Genomic DNA, 3920 nt, shown 5'->3' with positions numbered 1-3920 from the left:
CCGCGGCATCCATGCCGTCCCGGCCCCGGGACAGGGACGGCCCATCCCCACGCCGGCCGCCCGTCCCGGCGTCAACGGGACGCCGTCGTGGACGGCTGCCGCCGCCGCGGGCCTCGCCCTGGCCGTCGTCACCGCCGCGGCGCCCTCGCTGCTGCTGCCGTCCATGGCCGTCGTGGCCCTCTGCGGCGTGCTGTTGGGCCGGCGCGGCCGCACGGTGTGGTGGGCGCTCCTGCCCAGCCTGGCACTGTTCCTGCCCTTCGCCTTCTCGGTCCTGGACCGGCCGCGGGCGCTCCTTGCCGACCCGGGCCTGCCGCTCGGTTTCGACGCCGCCCCACTGTGGCAACAGGCCCTGGGGCAGCCACTGAACTTCGACGCCGGCGCCGGACTCACCGGGCTCACCGCCTTCGGCGGGTCCGCCGCCGGTTCCGCCGGGCCGGCCGGTCTGCCGTGGGCACTGCTGCTGGCCTTGCTGTTCGGGCTGCCGGTGCTGCTGCTGGCCCTGGCCGMACTCTTCATGCCGCGCCGGCTTGTGCTGGCCGGACGCACCCGGACGGCACGGGGCCTGTGGGCCGTGGCCGTCCTGATGCTGGCCGGCGGCTGGCTCGCCGGGCATGTCGCCTCCGGCGCCAGCGCCGAGGTCCTGGTCACGCCGTTCCCCGGCCCCGCCGTTTCGGCGGCCGCGTTCGCGTTCCTGGGCGCTGCCCTGATCGGAGCCGAAGGGCTCCTGGACGCCGCCGACCGGACCGCCGGTACCGGGTTGGCACGGAAGGTCCTGATCCGCGGCACGGCCGCGGCATCCATGGTCCTGCTGCTGGCCGCCCCCTTGGCCGGGTTCACCGTGTGGACCGCACAAAACCTGCTGCAGCCTACGTCGCAGACACCAACACAGGCACCGGCAGCCACCGCGGGACACTCCGGTCTCGGGACCCCGAGGCTCGTCCAGCCTGCCCAGGCCCGCACGCTGCCCGCCACGGCGGTTGACCGCGGCGAGGGCCCGGAACAGTCCAGGACGCTCCTGATTACCAGCAACGAGGACGGAAGCTTCGACGCAACACTCATGCGCGGAGCCGGGACAACCCTGGACGCACTCTCAACGATCGCCGCCGCCCGCGGCATCCTGGGAGCGCCGGGCCAGGAGACGGTCCGCGACGACGACGCCGTCGCCGGATCGCTCCGGAACGTCGTGGCCACCATCGTCGCCGGCGAAGGCGTGGATCCGCGGGAAGACCTCGAGCGGCTCGGCGTCGGCTTTGTCGTTCTCCGGGTTGCCGATTCAGCCTCCGAATTGACGGCCAGCCGCATGGACGCAGTTCCCGGACTTGTTGCCGTCGGACAGACGGGGACGGGCTGGCTCTGGCGGGTCAGCCCGCAGGACCGGCCCGGCATCACGGACTCCGACGTCGCGCACCGGGTCCGGGTAGTGGACGGCAGCGGCGCCGCCATCGGACTGCTCCCTTCCGAAGAAGTCTCGGCGGCCGGCACGGTCCCGGCCGGCCCCGAGGGCCGCCTGGTGGTGCTCGCCGAGCGGGCCGATCCGGGCTGGAGCGCCTGGCTTGACGGGCGCCGCCTGACCTCAACGACGTCGGGATGGTCGCAGGCCTTCACCCTGCCGGCCCAGGGCGGCCAGTTGAGCATCCGTTACGAAGCGCCGTGGGCGGTCCTGATTGGGATTGCGCAGGCCGTGATGATCGGGCTGACCGTCCTCCTCGCCGTGCCCATGCCTGCCCGCCGGTCCAACACCGGCCTGTCCAGGGACGAAGCCTCCCTGCGTAAGGAACCTCAGCATGTCTAAGGGCGACAACGAAAAAGAAACCCAAACGGAGGCCGCGACGGGTCCGTCGCCGCGGAAGGGGCGCCTGCCGCGGGCTGGAGTGATCGGCGGCATCCTCTCCGCGGTCGCCCTCGTTGCCGCGGGCGGGGGCCTGGTATCGGCGGCGTCGCTGACGCCCCAGAACCCCGCCAGCAGGCAGCTCGAGGCCCCGGTCGCCGCGGTTCCGGCCGGCAGCAGCGTCGGGGTCTGCCCGGGCCCGGCCCGGCTGCTTGAGGGCACCCCCGTGGGCACCGACCCCCAGTTCAGTCCGGAATCCGCCACCGCGAAGACAGCCGTCAGCGCCGCCGTGCTCGGCTCAAGCGCCGGCATCATCCCCGGCAGCCGGCTCGCCCCGCTCAAAGGTGCCCCCCTCGCCGAAATCGCGCCGGGCGCCGCGCCCGCAGCTTCCGCGCCCGCAGCTTCCGCGCCCCCGGCCCGCACGCCCGTGCTGGTCGCCGGCGTCCTGCCCCAGCGCGAGGTGGACAACATCAGCGTCCTCAGCGCCGATGCCCAAAACAACCACCAGGCGGCTGCCGGCGCCGTCCTGAGCTACACGGCCGAGGACGGCGACCTCCAGGGTTCCGCGGCCGCCGCGTGCCAGCAGCCCGGCAACGATCTCTGGCTGGTCGGCGCCAACACGGCGCTCGGCCGGTCGGCAGTCCTGAACCTGACCAATGCCTCCAGCACGCCGGCGACCGTGAGCCTGGACCTCTTTGGTTCCGAAGGCCCGATCCAGGCTCCCGGCAGCCGCGGCCTGCTGGTGGCGCCCGGCAGCTCCCGCTCCATCATCCTGGCCGGGCTCGCGCCGGGACAGGAACGGCTCGGCGTGCGGGTCCGCAGCACCGGCGGCCCGGTGGCTGCCGTGATCCAGCAAAGCGTGCTCCGCGGCCTCACTCCCGGCGGCGTCGACTTCATCACCCCCGGCACCGCCCCGTCCGTCAGCCAGGTGGCCGCCGGTCTCGACATCCAGGATCCCGCGGCACTGGCCGCGCTCAAGGCAAAGCCCGGCTTCGCCGACGCCGGACCGGCCCTCGAAGTCGCCGTGCCGGGGGCCACCGACGCCGTGGTCGAGATCAAGCTGTATGGTCCCGACGGCCAGAAGGCGCTGCCCGGGGGCGGCGTGGTGACGGCGAAGGCCGGCGCGGTCACGGAAGTTTCCCTGGCCGGGGTCCCGGCCGGGACCTACACCGTGGCGGCGAGCTCGGATGTCTCGTTCGCGGCCGCTGCCCGGCTCACGCGGGGACTGCAGGCCGGGGACGCGGCGGACATCGCGTTTTCCGCCGCCTCGGCCCGGCTGGGCAGCCAGCACATCGTTGCGGTTCCGCGCGCGGGCGACCGGCAGCTCGTTCTCGGTGCCCCCGCCGGCCGGGCGACCGTGACCTACACGCCGATCACTGCGGACGGCAAGATCCGGACCGCGGGCACCGCCGACATTGCCGGCGGAACCACCGTGTCCATCAAGATCCCCGCTGACGTGGGCGGCTCGCCGCTCGTGGGCTATGTGGTGTCCGCCGCCGGGGATCCGGCATACGGGGCACTTGTTCTGGCGCGGGACGGCCGGCAGGACATTTCCGCGGTGGCGCTGGCGCCGGAAGCGGCAGGACAACGGCAAGTCCCCGTCACGCTGGGCTACTAGGCCCGGGGCAGGTCGGAAGCAGGCTCGGGCTAGTACCGGCGGCGATAGACGGGGTCGAGGGACTCCGGGGGTACGCCGAGCATCTCGGCCGTGTATTCCACGACGACGTCGTGCACGAGGTCCTGGAGTTCGTCCCGGGTTCCGCACACCTGCTCCACCACCCGGCGGTACAGCGTAATGACCGGTCCGTCCTCGGCCGTGGCAGCAGTGAAAGCGCCCATCGGCGCGGGCGTGCGGTCCGCCACGAGCTGCTCCAGGCCCGGGGGGATCTCGTCAACGGCGAAGCGGACGCCGTCGAGCGGCTTGCCCCAGATATCGTGCAGCCGCTGGGCCGAGTCCAGGACGAAGTCATCGAAGCGGTCGGAGCGGGTCCGGTAGCCGGGCAGGGTGGGGAGAATGAGCTCGCCGCGAAGGCCCCGGCCGTGCCTGTTCCTGCGGCGCTGCCGGAAGGTCTTTCCCTGGACGGCGGCAGGC

General features: G+C 73.4%; 2 protein-coding genes and 1 pseudogene. 2 read left to right on the top strand and 1 reads right to left on the bottom strand.

The genetic code is table 11. From position 1 onward, the window contains the following. Together AC1D1S_RS19810 and AC1D1S_RS19805 are read left to right on the top strand one after the other, a co-directional pair. Positions 1-1792, top strand: a pseudogene (locus tag AC1D1S_RS19810) (glycosyltransferase family 2 protein); the annotation flags it as partial. Next, positions 1785-3446 (top strand): DUF5719 family protein, encoded by a 1662-nt coding sequence (locus AC1D1S_RS19805; RefSeq protein ID WP_243179908.1) that lies wholly within the window; start codon positions 1785-1787, stop codon positions 3444-3446. The pseudogene AC1D1S_RS19810 and the gene AC1D1S_RS19805, both read left to right, overlap by 8 nt. Positions 3447-3475: 29 nt before the next feature. On the opposite strand, the gene AC1D1S_RS19800 is transcribed toward AC1D1S_RS19805, so the two are convergent. Continuing rightward, a partial coding sequence (locus AC1D1S_RS19800) for a metallopeptidase family protein (protein WP_476995288.1) occupies positions 3476-3920 on the bottom strand: 445 nt, incomplete at its 5' end.

It is taken from the genome of Arthrobacter sp. P1_A5, assembly GCF_056406825.1.
The sequence above is the reverse complement of the archived record's forward strand: the minus strand, read 5'-3'. Positions and strand labels throughout refer to the sequence as shown.

Bases quoted from the DNA above. Each gene is read 5' to 3' on its own strand.
- AC1D1S_RS19805 (WP_243179908.1), top strand. From the start codon at position 1,785: ATGTCTAAGGGCGACAACGAAAAAGAAACCCAAACGGAGGCCGCGACG.